Origin of the sequence: Oligoflexus sp. (assembly GCF_035638955.1) — a bacterium.
GTDB lineage: Bacteria > Bdellovibrionota_B > Oligoflexia > Oligoflexales > Oligoflexaceae > Oligoflexus.
The window spans coordinates 1-17,187 of the sequence record NZ_DASQYZ010000076.1; the positions used below are offsets into that span (position 1 = coordinate 1).

Here is a 17,187-nt window from a genome sequence, read left to right on the forward strand (position 1 = left end):
TGCTGATTGACCAGACATAGCCTTTGGTTTTTGGGTTTAGAATGTCCATGGGACTTTCGTCGATGTGAATATGCCTGCCTGCGTGAATCTCCGAGCGAATGATGGCCGGGATTTCCTCCAAAAGCTTCATTAGATGTTCGGTGAGCGCGTAAAGCGTCCTGGTTCCGACCGCAAGGCCTCTGGCAGCCATCATCTCGCTCTGCCGATTAAGGGGAAGGTGATGATGGAATTTATCGTCGGCCACCTGAATGGCCATGGCCACGGAAAATCGCGATCCAGCTATGCTTTTGTTGGGGCCTTTGGCGGTCATGATTTTGCCGCAGGCCGTGCATTTGCATTTTTGCCTTTTGTGCCGCTTCATCGCATAGACCCGGTCGGTCACATCGATTTCACCAGACTCCTCGAAAGCCCCGACCATTGGCATCAATAGCCCTTCACCACAGGGACAGATACTATTGCCGTCTTCGTCGTCCTTCGTGCCAGGGAAGTCGCAATGAAGGATTTCCTCATACGAAAGCTGGCACTCAGCTTGCGACAGGTCGCTATCGATAGGCCTATGGTTATGCAGTAGACGATCCTTGTTTCGTCTCGACGGCGGTTTGTCTTTGGCCGCTGCGCGTCGTTCGGACTTTTCCGAAAAAAACCGCTTTTTAAGCAACTGCAAATCTTCCGTCAGGACTGAAAGCAGCTCTTCATCGAACTTCTTTTCGAGCAGGGCCAGTGCCAGCCGACGCTCCAGGTCAATCACTCTGGTCAGCAAATGATCGCCGGCATAACGCAAATAGTTGATGTCTTTTTCATTCTTAAAACTGATACGGCTTATATCAACATCCATCTCAGCTTCCTTGCTTCGATGTTATTTCTGCGGAAATAATTGAACGCTGGGAAGACCGTAGCGATTTCAAATCTTCAGATCAAGGCGAATTTCGGCACCGGATAGAATGCTCATGAAAATATCCGCCGACACCGATATCAACTGGCCTTCGAAAGAAAACTGCATGACCTTGCCACGCTCCATTTTTTTGTGATATATCGCAAGGCCCGATCCATCGAATCGGAGCGCCTTGGCGGTCTTGCGATCGCGTGAAACGAACAAAAATATCGCACCGCCTCGGATTTCCTTCAGGAGCACGGAATTCACGAGCTGAACGAGTCCGGCATGCGCCTTGCGGCAGTCGATAGGTTTCTTATAAATAAAGACGTCAACTGATCGTGGGTCTAAAAACATGCAGATTCCTTCTAGTGATCTCAAAGTCGGCACGTTGGCAGGAACTCAGAAAATTTCAAGAGACTGGCAGGGCTGCTGACTTACGTAAGATCATTAAATGGCTGCACCATTGTGTGCCCGATGTTGGGATTGGGCACTGGGTCACCCCATTCCGATGAAACGAGAATGGAAGTAACTTCCATTCCCGTTCAAGTGAAATGCACCAGCAAATTACTGGCTGGCTGGTCTGGATGCAAAGGTTGTATCGCCGCCCAATTTGACGATTTCAGTCCTTTGCTCGCCTCCATTGGTAATTTTCATGGATTAGCCTCACATCTGGAAGTTTTCGGCTATTCTAACATGTTTTCTTCACATCAAAGTCAAAGTGTCACATCTCAAAAATTCTTGCCGTCATCTGTTTGTATCCCTGCTCACTTCGTGTCGGGCAGTGTGGTGAGTAGATCCACCGGATCGCTCCAGTAGGCCCCTCCTCACGCAGCTCAAAATGAAGTATCGCTGTCTAGAACTTCCAGCGGCTGAAAGGCTGTGGACTACTTCAGCCTAGGCAACCGTTAGCGATCATCCCGCACCCTTTGCTCTGATAGTGGTCGCAATTTGCCCTGATTTCGCTTCCATGAAAGAAGGCCGCTAACTCATCCTTTTTGGTGGTAAGAACATTGGTGTTGCATCCAAGATAGCAGGGAGTTTGCCACGGGATTGCCGAACAGTCGTCGGCATTTGTGCGTTCGAAAATGGACAATCCCGATCTTCATTGCTGGGAACGCGGACTTCCTGCTCAGCAAACGATGACCACATTAACGAAGTGGCGTCTACCGCTGTCTAGCTAGAACTTCCAGCGGCGTGGATAAAATTTAAAGCTTTTTTATAATCAAGGCGGGCCTGACAATGCTCATAGTGGATAGCTTTCTGCACTACCCGCAATCTAAACCAGCCAGTTATTTACGAAGAAGGTATAAAACTGAGGATCTTCGTTGCTTCTGGTTGAAGCCGGATGGACCACGGAGTTTAACGGCATTGGAGTCGCTGCATCTGTCATTTCATGTACGAAAACTTTTCGAATAGCGCCGACCCGTTTCGAGCTTCCTAAGCTTGTTTATGAGCTTTCTCATGCTGTCTTCTTTTGCTATGGAGATAACCAGCTTATGAAATCGTCCATGTGTTGCGTGAAGTTTCTTGCCTTCGCTACTGTTTTGACAATCTCGTCCTGCCATCCCAAGACTTCTGAAAGTTCGAAGACCAGTCATGCTCCAGGACGCTTTTTGAATGATGACAATCCATTTCAGTCGACGGAGCTCGATGATGAGCGTTGGGTGAAACATGAGGCTGAAGGCCAGCCGACTTACTCTGCCCGGCATCCGATGACGCAGCGCCTGCAGGCATGGGCCGATGCGATTCGCCGCAACATGCTCAAGTCAACTCCCGCTCTTTCAGTCGCGCCGCGTCCCATAATCAGGATCGTGCAATCGGACAAGATTAATGCCTATGTTTCCACCGCTCCTGTATGCATTGACGTTAGGATCACCACTGACCCCTCCGTCGAGCAGGTGGCCGATTCCCCATCTCATCTCATGATCACGGAAGAAGGCGGGGTTGATATGAGCACCCGCCCGGAGGACTGCACCGCGATTCAGGGCGATATCACCGCAAGGCTGCAAGCAGCCCAATACGCGTTTAGAAATATCCGTGGTTGTAAAATGAGCATCGACAGCGAACGTCTCGCTCTCAGCCCTGAGTGTCTCGGCGGGTCGTCCGTATCGGGCAACTCCTTTGCTGGCCTTTCCTTCAATGCAACTCATAATTATATCACTGTCTATAGTGCCGTGCTTAAAAGCGCGAGTGAACCACAGATTGTAGGCTTGCTGGCTCACGAACTGGGCCACTATTATATGGCTCACAGCATGATCAAAGGTGAAGATTATGATTACTTCTACGAGCTCAAAGACAAGAACAGCGATTCAAAGCCCGAGCCTTTGGCACCCGATCATCCTTTGAGTGCAGTGGGTGAGAGGATTCGTCAGCTGCCGCCGCTGTATTTTCCCAAGATTGAGGGCCAGGAGTTTCACTCAGCTCTTTACAAGGTCGTAGGCAACATGAGTTACAATATCCGCGATAATCAAAGTACTTACGTCTGCCGGGAGGACAAGCCCGATTGCATGACGACCTGTAGCATGTTCGGAAAACTCGTGAGAACCGACTACGGCGGGCTGCTCAGTTATCTGCCCTACGATTTTTTGCACACGGACGCAGCCAAAGATGCCTACAGGCAGTATGAGGCTGGTGTCAAATCCTGCCTCCCGCTGCTTAAGGCTTCATTCTTCGAGGCCAGTGTCAGGTCTTCTCTCAGTAATTTGATCTATGAGCAGCCGATTGCGCCCCCGGCACTCCGAGACAAAGAAAATGCTCTGGAGCTGATTCAAGACGTTGACAAGATTATCAAAGAAAAGGTGGGCGGGATCGAGAGCGCAAAAGTTCTGGTGGTTCGGGAAGCGCAGGAAAAAGGTCTGGGCTGGTACACCGCCGAACAGGAAGCGGATGACATTGGCACTGAGATGGTTTATCGCGTGGGGCTGGATCCCATGTCTTTTGTTGAATTCACCGTGAACTCAGCCGAAGCGCAAGGCAATACCGAGCGCCGTAAGCAGTATGAGGCGGGATTCCCGACTCCTGTTTCGCTTGAAAACTTCGATGACCTGCATCACGACTACTGCTTCCGTGCTTATAACATTTTTCAGGAGATCGAAGTCCATAAAGACTATTTTGCAAAATATTCGGAATCCACGATTCCAGTCATTCAACCCGAGCTGACATGGAACGCGGCTCTCGACACGTTAATGCACATCGAGTGAAAGAAGATTCATGTCCGCAGGCGCAATAACGAAGTATATCCGGGCATTCTGTTCAGAAAGCCCTCCCGAAGATTACATCAGTCTGGTGGGCCGCGAAGCGAATCACCTATTATTCCGGCACTCCATGCTGACGAATGGCCTTTTTCAAAAACCTCATGGCCGCTTTCTGATCCCGCTTTGCCGACAAAAGGAAGTCGATCGTATCGCCATCCTCTTCCACTGCGCGGTAAAGCCATTTGAGTTTTCCCTTGATCTTGATGGCCAGCTCATCCCGGAACCAGCGACCTGATACCGGCTTTTTCCTTTTTCTGAGCTCCGCCTCCAGCTCCGGGGACTAGTAAAGGACCCACCTGTGGATGGTCGAGTGACCGACATGAACCCGCGCTCAGCCATCATTTCCTCGAGCTCCCTCGTGGAAAGCTTACAGGCGAGATACCAGCAGATGGAGGTTCAGGATAATGGACTTTTCGAAGTGCCGTCCTATGAAGCTCACTGCCATAACCAATCCCCTGGTATGGTGAACTGGCGAATATGACGAGTCCCGGGTCAAAATACCAGAGATTTGCTGCAACAGAGCCACCGTAAGAATCCACCTCAGTCGATCTCCAAGACTTCTGTCGCTTCCATACGTTGAACCCAACTTCATTACTCTGCGTAGTCGAAAATTTTAATGACATTGTAAAGGGCTGAGTCAATGCGATCAATGATGAAGCGTTGAACTTACAGGACGTTATCATGCGGTATGCACTATGCAGAACACTTGCCCACAAACCACTTACGATTGGCTTTTTAATGATGTTCCTACGTAAGATTATAATCCATTCTTACTGCCTCGGCCTTACCAGCTGCAGTACTTATCATTACTATCCAACGTATGAAACAGGTCTGCAATCACCAGCCACACATCGCGACGCTACTTTTAAGGATCTGCGCCTGCAGGTGAGCTGCACAGCGAAGGATGAACTGGATCAGCGAATACCAGCGCCTGGTCTGTGCGCGAAGATTGGTGATTGGATCAATCTTTATCAGGCCAAGCTGCTAAGCGACCAGGATGATGGAGAGACGGACGAATCTCCTGATTTGAAAATTGAGCTGGTCAGTTCGGGCTTGATCAGGGCGCCCGAGACCTTTGAATCACTTTTGCATGTAGCCAGCTTCGGCTTTTATCCAACCCAGACGGACCGCTGGTTCAAAACCGAAATTCGCATTTTCAATGCCCAGCATCAATTACTTGAACATGGCCAATTTAAGGCCCTTCTCCGGGAATATTACGGCTGGGGCTACTCGTTGCTCCATGTGTCACTGAAAGCAGTCCACGTGGTGGACAAGGAAAATGCTTACGCAAATAACAGCCGCGATTTTTACGTTTACTTCGGCAAACTTCTGCGTCGCGCCAGCAGCCAAAATGAAATCTCGCAGGCCGCGGCAGAGAATGGAGTCGGACCATGAATGCCTTGCTGGTACTGGTCGCTCTATTCGTCTACTTGACGGCGCCATCGAAAGATCATGTGCGCAGCGGCATTGACCTTGCCGATCGCGGTCGCATCGACTGCCGTTTGAGTGCAGCCGATGGTCGAAAGACTGTCCATGGTTCGGGTTATCATGAAGACATCGATATTGACTACCATTCTAATGATAGCGCCGTCTCCTGCCAGTCATTGGTCCTGGCGGCGATCCATAGACCACTGGCGACAGAGCTTACGTTAAATCGCCTTGACAGCTTCGCCCAGCGGGTCAGGGCCAGCATCGACCAGCATTTTGCCCAGCGTGTACAACTCTGGACAGTCTCGGTATTTCATAGCGACGATGGCCTGCGCAGCAAAATTCTGACAGCCGTAAAGGTCGAGCTTGCCGAAAGAAAGCTGCCACTTGCGCAGCAATCGCCGCAGAACCGGATACTTTCGGCCGAAGTTTCATCCCTCCCAGACACCTGCCGTCAGCTGGACTTCAAAGATCGATCGACGGGCTATCTCCTGATTATCGAGACGGATTCGGAGGCTTCAGCTTTGCGTGCTGCAGCTTGCACAGCGGAAGGCTGGATGTGGCTATGAACAGAATTCTACTGGGAATAATCTTGGCTCTCTACAGCATCGGGACGCTGCATGCCGAAGACGGTGATGCTGAGCTTGCAAATCGGGCCCGCGGAGCCAGTGCCATGAGCATTCAGCTGATGGCGGCCGATCTTTTGGATGAGCTGGTGTACAGTTGGACAAAAAATCCACCCTTAGGCATGAAGGCTCGCGTCGCCCTGATGGGAGTGTCGGTACCGGTCGGACTGAACGCGCAGCTGGCAAGTCTCCTGGAAACTCATGTCACCCAATTGATGATCAAAAATCCACAGTCGGGAATCATTCCGGTCTACTGTGCAGCGTGCGTGGCTGTCACAACTTACTCAGTCCGTGACAAGACAATTATCGCCCGAGGCGGGGAAATCCCCGAGATCTCCCAAACCCTTAAAAATCAGGCCGCTTTCGCTCTCTATATCGATATCGAAGGCCAGGGCTCACAGTTGGTCCTGCGGTCCTATATCGTATCTCTTAATGATCACAGCATCGTTTACGCTCGCAGTCTTGCCACCGACTCAAGCCAGCCGCCTTCATTGCGTCATGCGGTGAACCTTGTATCGGCCGATGATGCGCGTCGCGAATACCTTGCGATCCTTGAGGGCCGCAAGCGTCTCAGTCTCAGCCTCGGTATTCGAACATCGGTTATTCAGACCAGCAGCGCCGTTGTCCTAACACCACCGTTTGTTTGGGCGACCCTGGGCTTCGAAACATTTGCTAATCATCGTAAAAAGTGGCTCGCTGACTTTCAATTCGGAGTCGCGTCCCTTAAAGGAGACCACAATGCATGGCAGCTATCCAGCCGACTCTATCGTCACCTTATGCTCGAGCAGATGGACCTGATCGCACCCGATGTCTACATTTATGCGGGCCCAGCCTACTGGGAGATAAACGGACCGGGTACGGCGCTTTTTAAAGATGACGCAAAATTGACGCCCGGGGATATAGCTGCAAACCTGGGTGGCAGAGAATATAAGCCCAAAGCCCACATCACGGCCTTCAGCCTGGGCTTGGAAGCGCGTCTGGCCGACTTCATGCGTATGGGACTTTACGTCGAGCACTTCACGAATCAGAACCAAAACGCCAATCTCAAAGCGAATATCCATAGCTATGGGATTGAACTAGGGGTGGTGCTATGAGGATGCTCCACAGCTGGCTGCTGCTTATCCTTGGTGTCACGTCTTCTGCCTGGGGAGGTGCGGCTGAGTTGCAGCAGTCCATGCAGCGGCTCGAAGAACGCCTGCGAGAGCATCGCGAAGACGGGCTCATCGATGCTTCGCAGTTCACCCCACTGACCATTGCTGGGGTCATAAGTGATCAGGATAACCGCGCACATATCATCAGTTTACTGAGCAATAGCCTGCAGCAGTCACTGCAAGCCAAGGTTCTTGTCTGTGAGCGTTGTATGAGCGCCGTGATCGAGAGTGGGGACCAAACCGTTTATGAAAATGATCTCGCGGATGTCTCCAAAATCCGATCGATCTATCAACGCGAAACTGCCAGACCTCAAGCGGCGGTATGGTTTCAATCCAGCGCTCAGCTGCTTTCCATCCGAATCGTATCATTGGCCACAGGCGAAATCATCTATGCAGACACTGTGGATTCCCGCGTGGATTGGCCCAGCCGCAGCATGCGAACCTTCACGAAATCCCGGCTTCTTGAACGCCAGGCGCGAGGTGAAGCCATTCTGCACACACAATGGGACTTTGGTATAAGCCCAGCTGGCGGCGGATCTCACATAGGCTGGAGTATGATGCAGCAGTGGGGCTCATCCAATCAGTATCTGAGTGGCATTTCGCTGAATATCACCGATCCGGTCCTCGGGTTCGGAGTGAACTGGTTTCGGATCATGCCGGCTCTGAGGAACACAGCCTTGGGTGGCAAAGTCCTGGTTAGCGTTCCACGTCTTCTGACCCGGGCTGCTGAAAGTGAGGATTCGGAAGACGGCGCTATCAAAGATAATCTTTTGACCGTGGTGGGCATGGCCAAGCTTCCGTTGTTTGGGCCACCCGAGAAATTTTATGCTCATATATTTTTCAGTACCAATGGCCTCTTTGGGCTTGGTCTGACCTTTTAGGAGGCAACGATGCGTTTTGTATTCATCATGGGGGCTCTGCTTCTCTTGAGTTGCTCAAGCAACTATAAGCCCTATACTCATTATCTGCTCGACCCCCAGGTGGTCGTGCCTGAGGATATGGTGGAAAAGCCCGAGCAATCCCAGCTCTCCCGCACGGGCAGTGACCGAACCGTTAAATCCCGTTGGAACGACGGCCAGACATATACGGAAGTCGACATTCCCGTCCTTGCTTCTGGACAACGAATTATAATTGAGCATCGGGCCGATAAAGGCAGCGTTAAGAAACCTGGACCTGATATTGTCCTGCCCGCACCCTCGAGCACGGATACCAGCCATATCGTGTTGCACAATGCGTACATAAGCAAAGGCTTTCAGGAAAATCCGAAGTCTCCCGAAGTCAGCTTATCACAGGCACGAATCAAGCTTGATGAAGCCATCAAGCTTAACAACCATGGTCTTGCCCTGCAGATTATCGAAAAGGTGCTAGCCCGCTATCCTTCTCATCCTGAGTTCCTTCGAGCCAAAGGCTCAGTGCTGCTGCTGCTGGGCGAAAAAAACAAAGCCATCGAGACCTATGAGCAGGCCCAGGATCTGGAGCCGGATCCATCTGTCGAACGCAAACTTCGTGAATTAAATCCATAAGGCGCCTTTAAGGGAGACCACGCATGCAGATTATAGGATTAGCTTTAACGATCGCCGTCATTGCTTTTGGGTTTATGAACAAACCTCAATCGCAGATCTCTTTTTTCGATCCACACGCCCTCGGTATTATCATCATGGGGGTTGTGGGAGCCGTCTTATTGGGTTCAAAACCCCGCGACTTTGTTAAAACTTTTGTGGTGCTGCGAGAGTTTCTGCCTTTTGTCGGTCGCTATGATCGCCTCACCAACAAAATGGAAGAGGAACGTCGCAAGCTCGAAAAGCTATGGATCCAGGGCAAGCGGGCCGACGCAATAGCCCTGGCCGAAAACAGCTCCCTTGCCACCACCAGGGAAATGCTCCAGCAGATTGCGGCCCGCGCTTCAGTCGCATTGAGTGAAAATCGCTTTACAGCCTTTGTTCATGAAGTGGTCGACGAACACGAGACCAGCATCGCCAACTGGGAAATGATGGCCAAACTCGGACCTTCCTTCGGCATGGTTGGGACGATTACAGGGATGATTCAACTCTTCAAAAGTTTTGCCTCCGGCAGCAGCGATCTCGGCGCAGCGATGTCGCTGGCTCTCCTTGCCACTCTTTACGGAATTGCCTTTGGTGCTGGCATCGCCGGACCCATCGCCAATTTCATTCAACGGCTTATGAACGACCGCATCAGCGTGATCGAGCGCTGTGAGAAGACAACCAGACAACTCGTAAGCATGGGCGAATAAGAGCATGGACAAATATCGAATACGCCGCAGCAAAAAAACAGACGAAATATGGCTTTTGTCTTATGCCGATATGATTACCAACCTTCTGATTTTTTTTATCGCCATCCTGTCGATGTCTGATCTCAGTCGGGTCAAGATGGAAGCCATACAGGAGCGCCTGTCAGGACACTCAGCGCCCGTATCGTTGAGCCGCATCCAGGAAGAACTGGACCAGTACATCAAGGAAAAAGGTCTGAGCGACGTGGTGAGTCTGGAACGAACGGATCGAGGTCTGGAAATATCGCTGAACTCTGGAGTGGTCTTCCCCGTCGGATCGGAACGCATTGAAGAGCATTGGATCCCTGTGCTGGATGCGGTCCTGGGTAAGTTGCAGGCCTATGCTCAGAAATATGAGTTCGCTATCGAGGGCCATACCGATAATACCCCGATACGGCAGGGCAGTCGCTTCGCTTCGAACTGGGAATTGGCGAGTGCCCGCGCCCAGCAGGTGCGCTTACGCATGGAGGGACAAAGCATTCCAGGAGACAGGCTGCGGGTCGAATCCTATGGAGACACCCGTAAGCTGCCTAGGGCTCAAATGGAAAAGCTTACGCAAGAGGAAAGCAAGAATCGCCATCGCCGCGTGGTCATCCGCGTTTTTTAAGGAAAGATCTTATGCAGCAGCTCATAGCTATACTTTTATTCTTATCAGCAACAGGAAGCCAGGCCCAGACCGCTCGGGTTCCTAAAGAAAAGATTCCGGATTCTATTCTGGATCAGATCAGGATTATAGAGGCTGACTTTGTACTGGCTTTACAAAAAGATTGCGGATTGAACCTCTGCTTTCCGCGAGGCTGCGTTTACGTCTCCCACGAGAACGTTTCGATGCAAGGCGATCAGGTTCTTCCCGGTCTGCCCACAGAAGGTAAAAGCCTGGTCAGCACTGACCCGCAGTATATTCTAACCACTGCCGCGTGTGAGTATGTCCACGAAGATAGCCTCGACAAACAGACAATTCAGGATCTCAATCGCCGCCTCGAATCCAAGTTGTCCAAAGGAGTTTTACGGGTCACGGCTCGTGGCATTCAAATCCCAGAGTCGGCGGCTGGTAAACTCGAAAGTTCGAAATCGGTGCCGCTTGCACGCTTGCAAAAAATAGAGAATCTCCTCCTGGAGCATTTCTCCTGGTTGCTCGGCTGTTTGCTGGTGGCGATCATGCTGATGGTGGGACTTTGGGCCTGGCGCCGCGTTGGGCGTGACAGCAAGGAAGATGAACTGCGTTTTCTATCTTACAAGCGCAAACTCGAAAACGAGCCGGTTGCCGGCAACAAGGATCAGAACTACTCGGAAGTCCAGCCCGAAGATGCCGAAGCCCGGGCACTGTCGGAACGTATCACGAGACTGCAGGACAAACATGATCAAAATCCCGAGCTGCTCCGTGCCCGTCTTCATCTCTGGCTGGACGAGGGCGAGCTGAGCAAAGTCGCCACCAGTCTCTTGCTTCTGACCGGAGCCGAGCACAGCCCCTTGGGGCCGGAAACGCAGATGTCATTGCATAGCCTTCAGCTCAGCGAATTTATGCGGACCTTTGCGCCAGGCTCAAAGGAACGTCAGGATACGTTGCAGGAGCTGGAGCAGGAACAGGCCCTGAAGACCCATTTTGATCAGCGTACCGTGATGCACGTGCGCCGCCTTTTTCAAGACTATGATGCCCGTGATCTGCTCGGTTCACGAGCGGAGAGTGGGATCGAAGCGAAGCGAGCGCTGCTGGCGCTGGCTCCTGGCATCAAAATACGCGAGCTGGTGGACGCCCTGAATCCTAATGAGACCTTACTGTTGGCCGAAAGTTTTTGCGCCAGCAACCGCATCCAGAGCATGGAGCTGCAGCGATGGTTTGAGTGGGCTGCTGGTTCCACCCCTACGGCGTCGCCCGCCAGGCCGGGAATGAACGGGGCGAGTCAGGAATGCGATGCCAGCTGGATTCTGGGCTTTCTGATGTCGAAGCTTCCTGAGGACGATCGCCGGGATCTTACCAATCAGCCACCCAAACCCTGGACGCGCACTCTTTTCTACCCTGAGCTGCTCAACTATATGTCTGAATCACGGGCTCGCGATATTCTGCTCAGTGTCGACGCCACGAATCTCCTGCACTGGTATGCGTCGTTGGACAGTCAGCAGCAAAGATCGATCTGGGGGATTCTGCCGGAAGCGTACCGTTCCCAGATTCGCGCCTCAGGTTCGGTTCGAGTGGATATGGGTAGAGTGATGGCGACCATCAAAACCTATGGCCGGGAAGCAGCCAAAGCCGTGGAAGAAGGAGACTGAAACCTTGCGACTCTGGCTCTTTTCCATCATCAGCATCATCTGTGCTCTAACGGCCTGCCGAAAAAAGGTGGGCCTGGAGCAAAATCCTCTGCGTTTTGCTTTGGCCAAAGCTTTTTGGTTTGAAGACGAGAGTACTTTCTTTCTCTTTTATCACATCGACAACCCCCAGCCCTTTCGCGCAGAAGGGCTGCTGGAAATGTCCTTGAATCAAGGCGGAACCTGGCAGGATGTTAATACGGGAACGTATGTGCATCCTCATGACCCGGTGGACTGCGGCAGTCAAACTTTATGCGGCAGCCTGAGTATCCGCTGGACGCAGCCAATTCCATCCGCTCAGCTGCGTTACCGTTTCCACCGCGATGCAGAGCTTGCAGAGGCCCTCGCCGTCCCGGTGGTCGTTGTGCGCAAATCCAGTCCTTTGCGTCGCAGCTTTTATATCTATGGTGTTTTTGATCAGACGAATGTCTATGTCCAATGGCGTGGTCGACATTTCTTTCCAGGCCTATCTCATGAAGAAGCAGAAGCCCATGGCTTACGCCGTCCCTACCGGATCACAGGCATCCGAGGCCAGACCAACTCCAGTGACCCTGACCGCATCAATCCTTCCCTTTATGGATCAGTCTCGGTTTGTGCTGGCACCGAATTGAATCCCGACAGAATAAGCAGTGATCAGGGTGCTGACTCATGGTTGATGGCCCAGGTTGACGTTAGCTTGGCCCAGTTGTGTGGATTTTCCGAGGTCACTGATGGCAACGGTTCGTATTCTGCCGTGGCCTTTGGTCGCAAAAACCCCATCGTCGAGCCTATTGAACAGGATTTGCAGCTCGCTTTCACCAAAGCCAAACAGATCCCTTTGATCTTTGCCGCCTGCGACGCAATTGACCAGAATTACCTGGATTTCCAGGTCGAGCGCATGCATTTTCCAACGAACAGGGTTGACTATTGCATGGACGAGGGATCTTTCAGTCGGGAAAAAGTCCTGGCCTTGATCTACGAAAAAGTGCTCGCAGCCCAGGAGCAAGGTCAGGAACTCGCCCTTGTGCTGATCCTACACTACAAGCTCCGGGAGTTGTCCCCGACGATCAGCGATGTGCTGGGCCAAAGTCTTGCAGCCATAGCTAACAACGCACTTTTCCCCAGGGTGTCTGCGGTGTTTGTCTATGATAGTTTCGCCCCAGAATCTCCACCGGCTATCGCCCAACCTTCTGTTATTTGGTGCCCTGTTGCGGGTGATGCATCGACCACGCTCAGTACCTGCGCCTTCCAGCCATCCCAGATAACATTGGGGTCTATTGAAATCCGAAGCGCGCCGGCCTTGCCCGACTATGAAAATTTCCAGAAGATGGATGACGTTCAGAAGCGCGGTGCGACTGTCGATGATTTCTCCATCTATACGCCAAAAGAACCGGGAAGCGGGGGCGGCCTTAGCATTACCCAGAAAAATGACCGTTCATATGTCTTCAATCCCTTTGATCAGCTTCCGGTTCTTGCCAGTGAATCGCTTAGCTATTGCGGGCTTTATGACAGCACCGAGGCATTTGCTTTTGAGATCCTGCCACCGCCCGGCACCCTGGATGGAGGCATTCCTGCGAGTCCAATCAGTCTTCTGCCAGAAGCCCATCGCCTGCAAAACCGGGATCAGGTTTATAATATTGGCTTGCAGATTCATGTGCCGTTCCTCGTCTCGGTTCGGTACACAACCAGTTCGGCATTGGGTCCCAAAGGCCTCGTCAGCTACATTGCCATCCGCGGCAGGCAGAGCCTGACCGAAGCCCTTGGTGAAGCGGCTCTGCAGAACCGGCCCTTGCCTTTCCGTAAGGTTTTAAGCCGGTGCACACAATACTGCCAGCATCCCGCCTTTGATGAGGCAGGCAACTATGTGCTGAATCGCCCCTGGTACGAGGAATTTGCGACTCGCTGTTACCAGCCGCGGCTGCCTCAGAAAGGAGGAGGTTAAGCATGAAATTGCAGGCGTTCCTTATTCCAGCTTTACTCTTTGCGTCCACCGCGCAATCCAGCGAAAAGGCGTCAACTCTGGTGCAGAAGGTTCCTCTTGAAACACTTCTTGAAAGGAGTATTGGCTACGCCAAGCGTCCCTCAGTCGTGGAATGGCGCAAAAAAAACCTCATCCTGAACGTGGAGATGGGCCAATTCATCGAATATAACAATTTCGATACCAGTTCGTGGGGCTTCAATCTGCGTTTTCCTTCTGAAAGCTTTCTGGTGAAGTCAGCCGTGCTGAAGGTCGAGACGGAGGCGACCGAAGCTTCACAACAGATCGCCAAAACGCCTTTTCAGCAAGCAGGCCGGCCCTCAAGATGGGAATGGCAAAACGGAATTGAGTTTCCCGTGCTCGAAGGTATTGGCAATCAGCTCTTTTCCTTCATACCTACTTCCCAATGTGTCTTAAGTGCTGTTGCTCAGCTCAATCTGAATATCTACCCAAAGATAGCGAGCAGCCCCATGGATATGCTGAAGGGACTCTATCAGACAAGGCTCTCGGCTGACGAGATCAGGAGGCTGCAGGAAGATGCTCCCGCATCCATGCGCATCCTGCGAAGTCGCCACAACGTGGGAGTCGGGCTGCAGTGGGACAACTACTATAAGTCAGGCATCAGCTGGAACACGCGCTTTATGTATGAGAGACCTGTCACATCTCTTGATGACAAAATGAAGGCCTGGTACTCTGTCACGTTCGGGGCAGGCTATGCTTTTTAACATGTTCAGCAGTTTCGTCCTGACTATGCTGGTCTTGGTTGGGCCTATCAGTGCCCAGTCGAACCTCGCCGGACAGGTATACCACAATGCTTTTTTAACAGCGAGGGACAACGATTTTCCAACGGTTCTCAAGCACTGGTATCTCTTCCACAGTCTGGATTTTGAAGCGGAAAAGGCCCCATATCATCCGCGCTTCCTTTCGCTTCTTTGGGCCAGTGTCGATTCTTTGGATCTTTGCCCGCAGAATCTGGAAGCTGATCATACCGGCGACCAACTCTGGCCTTTGGCTATGCATAATTTTTTGGTTCGGCATCGCCGTGACCGAAATCCATCCAGCCGTTCCCTTCCTGAAGGCGTGGAAGCTTTCAGACGGGGTTACCAGTTGCGGCGCCTCGCCTTCGATCAGACACTCGCAGTTGACGAAATTAGAACTGTATCCGTTCAATACTTTGATTGCAGCGCCGTGGCTCAGATCGAACGCCTTATGCCCGCTTGGGATAAAAAAACAGATGAGACTCTCGACGATAAGGCGCGCGCGGCCTTAATGCTGGATCTATTACAGAGGTCCCGAACCGTTTGGAAGACCCCTGACCAGGCCCAGCTGCTTGAAACCCGCATGCACGCGCTGCGTCTTTATCTCAGTTCCCAGATGGGTGATGCCGCCAGTCAGATTCAATTTATCCTAGAGACTGCGACCATATCGGAAAAAGCCTATCAGCGCCTTGATCCTGAGACCAAAGCATATGTCCCTCAGTTGATAGCCGACAGCGGGTTAGCGAAAGAACGTAAAATCGAGCTGCTTTTCCAATGGCTTGATATGGCAATAAAAGCTGAAGAGGGCTCACAAATCGAGCGCATCATTGGCTTTATCGATGAACTTGATGCCAGCCGGCGTCCTGCGTTGTGGTCGGGTCAACGATCGGAAAAGCTGATTCAGCTGGGCGAAAAACAAGTTTTTACCAAGGCCGCCGCCGTTGCCCTGCACCGTGGGGTCCAGGCTTTTCGGCAAGGTCAGCCGCTTGATGCGCTGCGGGATTTTGCACGCTTGCTCCGCCTAACACGAGCTGCGGAGACAAGTGAAGAGGCACCGATAGCGATGAAATGGATCAAGCATATCCTGCTTCAATTTCGGTTTGAGCAACGATTTCTGAGCTTTCTTCAAAGCTATCTGGATCCGGCAACCTTTAAAATCCTGGCCCAGGATCTAATCTGGACCAGCGCTTTTTATCATGAGTCCTATTTTCTCGAGAACCCAGCAACCCGGGATATTCTGAGTTACCGTCTGAACCGTTTCCTGCCAAAGCTTAGGCAGCTGGCTCTTGGCCGGGAAACGGCACTGCTGCAGGACTTGCAGCGCGAAATGAAGAATGAGCCACGGCAGGCACTGCAATTTATGAGTAATCTGCTTGGGCAATTGAGTGCTCAGTCGAACCCGCTCATCGAGAGCTTCCAATCTTTGCTTCGGGGTTTGGAACGCACCATCGACCGGACTGAGCCGCAGCAACGGCGCTCAAAATTGCAGGAGGAAGTAAGAACGATGCTGGATGCCCTGTTAGCCCAAGGAGCAAAATTCAACCAAGGACGACAGGATCGGCAGATAGGTGGGCGGGGTCACGTGCATCTGGGAACAGTCGCGATGGAACCTGCGGACGCTCTGCCATGGCCGTTTCCCAGAGCCGACCGTGTGGCGCTCAATGTTTTTCGTGTGCTGCGTCTGCAGGCAGATGTTCGCACCAAGTCTGATCACACGCCGGAGTATACATGGCAGATCAGCGAGAAATAGTAGACTGGCAGGATCACTATGAGACAAGGCGCCGCCAGACACGTCGGCGGCGCCTGATAGGTTGCGTCATATTAATTGTCCTGCTCCTTTTGTTGTTATGCCGATGCCAGGTGTCGGAAGCGCCGCCGGCTGCGGAGACTTCCGGCAATGGCAAGCTTCAGCAAACTGAGCTGGTCGAGCCGCTTCTCCGTTCCGTAGCTCAACGGCAGAAATTTGCGAATAATGAATTGCTGGCAGCGCCCTGGGCAAGGGAGCTTTACAAGGAACTGAATCGGCGTCGGGCATTTGTCCAGAACTGTTTCGAGGGCCAAAATGCATCATCTTTTGATTGGTGGTTTCGTTTCCAGCCAGCAACCGGCAAAATTCTTCATCAGGAGTTCCGCTGGGATCAATCCGCTGAACCAGAAGGAGAGATGTCCTTCTGCATACAGGCTATTTTGCAGCGGGCTTATCGTCCCCCTTCTGCCGATCGCCACCAACAGCGCTGGCTTTTGCTCAGTATTCGCTATTCTGATGATGTTGGCCGCATTCCCGCGGATGATAGTGCACCCGAGTAAGTCCTGGTGAAAGTTCCCGACTCTAAGTTTGTCGTAGAGTCGAGGACAAGCAACAGACAATCGGAATGATTTCTGTCGCTATCTCATTTATCTTTTAATCCAGGGCCCCGGGGTGAGTAGACCCCCCGGATCGCTCCAGGGAGCCCCTCCTCAGAACGCAGCATGCGGATTTCCCGCACTACGCTCCCGATCATAGGTCACGTGTTCGCGCCCTTCGGGTTAGGAAACATGGAGGTGGTTT

At 52.1% G+C, this 17,187-nt stretch carries 15 protein-coding genes and 1 pseudogene; 13 read left to right on the forward strand and 3 right to left on the reverse strand.

The features are described 5' to 3' along the window. A partial coding sequence (locus VE954_RS07165; protein WP_324951127.1) for an IS66 family transposase occupies positions 1-835 on the reverse strand: 835 nt, incomplete at its 3' end. 66 nt (positions 836-901) lie between these two features. After that, on the reverse strand, positions 902-1,228 hold the full coding sequence (gene tnpB / locus VE954_RS07170) for an IS66 family insertion sequence element accessory protein TnpB (RefSeq protein WP_324951129.1): 327 nt from the start codon (positions 1,226-1,228) through the stop codon (positions 902-904). Between the two features lie 1,142 nt (positions 1,229-2,370). Here tnpB and VE954_RS07175 point away from each other — a divergent pair. After that, on the forward strand, positions 2,371-4,074 hold the full coding sequence (locus VE954_RS07175; RefSeq protein ID WP_324951131.1) for a M48 family metalloprotease: 1,704 nt from the start codon (positions 2,371-2,373) through the stop codon (positions 4,072-4,074). Positions 4,075-4,189: 115 nt separating this feature from the next. On the opposite strand, the pseudogene VE954_RS43735 reads toward VE954_RS07175, so the two are convergent. After that, positions 4,190-4,509: pseudogene (locus VE954_RS43735) on the reverse strand (IS6 family transposase); the annotation flags it as partial. A 300-nt stretch (positions 4,510-4,809) separates the two neighbouring features. On the opposite strand from VE954_RS43735, the gene VE954_RS07185 reads away from it, so the two are divergent. Genes VE954_RS07185 through VE954_RS07240 form a run of 12 tightly spaced genes read left to right on the forward strand, consistent with a single transcriptional unit; the run spans position 4,810 to position 16,946 of the window. Then, entirely contained in the window at positions 4,810-5,523 is a 714-nt protein-coding gene (locus VE954_RS07185) for a hypothetical protein (protein ID WP_324951135.1), read from the forward strand. Next, entirely contained in the window at positions 5,520-6,125 is a 606-nt protein-coding gene (locus VE954_RS07190; protein ID WP_324951137.1) for a hypothetical protein, read from the forward strand. The genes VE954_RS07185 and VE954_RS07190 overlap by 4 nt, the downstream gene beginning before the upstream one ends. Next, positions 6,122-7,276, forward strand: a complete 1,155-nt coding sequence (locus VE954_RS07195) for a hypothetical protein (RefSeq protein ID WP_324951139.1) — start codon at positions 6,122-6,124, stop codon at positions 7,274-7,276. Before VE954_RS07190 ends, VE954_RS07195 begins: the two co-directional genes overlap by 4 nt. Beyond that, a complete protein-coding gene (locus VE954_RS07200; protein WP_324951141.1) occupies positions 7,273-8,214 on the forward strand; it encodes a hypothetical protein in 942 nt (313 codons plus the stop codon). Before VE954_RS07195 ends, VE954_RS07200 begins: the two co-directional genes overlap by 4 nt. Positions 8,215-8,223: 9 nt before the next feature. Then, a complete protein-coding gene (locus tag VE954_RS07205) occupies positions 8,224-8,856 on the forward strand; it encodes a hypothetical protein (protein WP_324951143.1) in 633 nt (210 codons plus the stop codon). Positions 8,857-8,879: 23 nt separating this feature from the next. Further along, on the forward strand, positions 8,880-9,584 hold the full coding sequence (locus VE954_RS07210; RefSeq protein ID WP_324951145.1) for a MotA/TolQ/ExbB proton channel family protein: 705 nt from the start codon (positions 8,880-8,882) through the stop codon (positions 9,582-9,584). Between the two features lie 4 nt (positions 9,585-9,588). Continuing rightward, positions 9,589-10,227: an OmpA/MotB family protein gene (locus VE954_RS07215; RefSeq protein WP_324951148.1), complete on the forward strand. Its 639-nt coding sequence runs from the start codon at positions 9,589-9,591 to the stop codon at positions 10,225-10,227. Positions 10,228-10,238: 11 nt separating this feature from the next. Beyond that, the gene (locus tag VE954_RS07220; RefSeq protein ID WP_324951149.1) at positions 10,239-11,888 is read left to right on the forward strand and encodes a hypothetical protein; all 1,650 of its coding nucleotides are present in this window, start codon (positions 10,239-10,241) and stop codon (positions 11,886-11,888) included. 4 nt (positions 11,889-11,892) lie between these two features. Further along, on the forward strand, positions 11,893-13,845 hold the full coding sequence (locus VE954_RS07225; RefSeq protein ID WP_324951151.1) for a hypothetical protein: 1,953 nt from the start codon (positions 11,893-11,895) through the stop codon (positions 13,843-13,845). Between the two features lie 2 nt (positions 13,846-13,847). After that, the gene (locus VE954_RS07230; protein ID WP_324951153.1) at positions 13,848-14,606 is read left to right on the forward strand and encodes a hypothetical protein; all 759 of its coding nucleotides are present in this window, start codon (positions 13,848-13,850) and stop codon (positions 14,604-14,606) included. After that, entirely contained in the window at positions 14,596-16,389 is a 1,794-nt protein-coding gene (locus VE954_RS07235; protein ID WP_324951155.1) for a hypothetical protein, read from the forward strand. Before VE954_RS07230 ends, VE954_RS07235 begins: the two co-directional genes overlap by 11 nt. Continuing rightward, complete coding sequence (locus tag VE954_RS07240; RefSeq protein WP_324951157.1) at positions 16,368-16,946, forward strand: hypothetical protein; 579 nt, start codon at positions 16,368-16,370, stop codon at positions 16,944-16,946. The genes VE954_RS07235 and VE954_RS07240 overlap by 22 nt, the downstream gene beginning before the upstream one ends. Positions 16,947-17,187: the final 241 nt, after the last annotated feature.